Below are 286 nucleotides of genomic sequence, written 5' to 3'. Positions count from 1 at the left end.
GGGCAAGGGCCCGTTCCGCTGGGTGGCGCTCTCGGGCGATCCTGAGGATATCTACAAGACCGACGCCAAGGTCAAGGAGCTGATCCCTGACGATCCGCATCTGCACAACTGGCTCGACATGGCGCGCGAGCGCATTGCGTTCCAGGGGCTGCCCGCGCGTATCTGCTGGGTGGGCGTGAAGGACCGCTATCGTCTGGGCCAGGCGTTCAACGAGATGGTCAAGAACGGCGAACTGAAGGCGCCGATCGTGATCGGCCGCGACCACCTCGACACCGGCTCGGTGGCA

1 pseudogene is annotated in these 286 nt (G+C 65.0%); it reads left to right on the top strand.

The annotated features are described in order from the left end of the window. A pseudogene (locus tag U5A58_RS40640) lies at nucleotides 1-286 on the top strand (urocanate hydratase); the annotation flags it as partial.

The sequence above is a fragment of the Paraburkholderia sp. J7 genome, assembly GCF_905220155.1.
Lineage (GTDB): Bacteria > Pseudomonadota > Gammaproteobacteria > Burkholderiales > Burkholderiaceae > Paraburkholderia.
The sequence above is the reverse complement of the archived record's forward strand: the minus strand, read 5'-3'. Positions and strand labels throughout refer to the sequence as shown.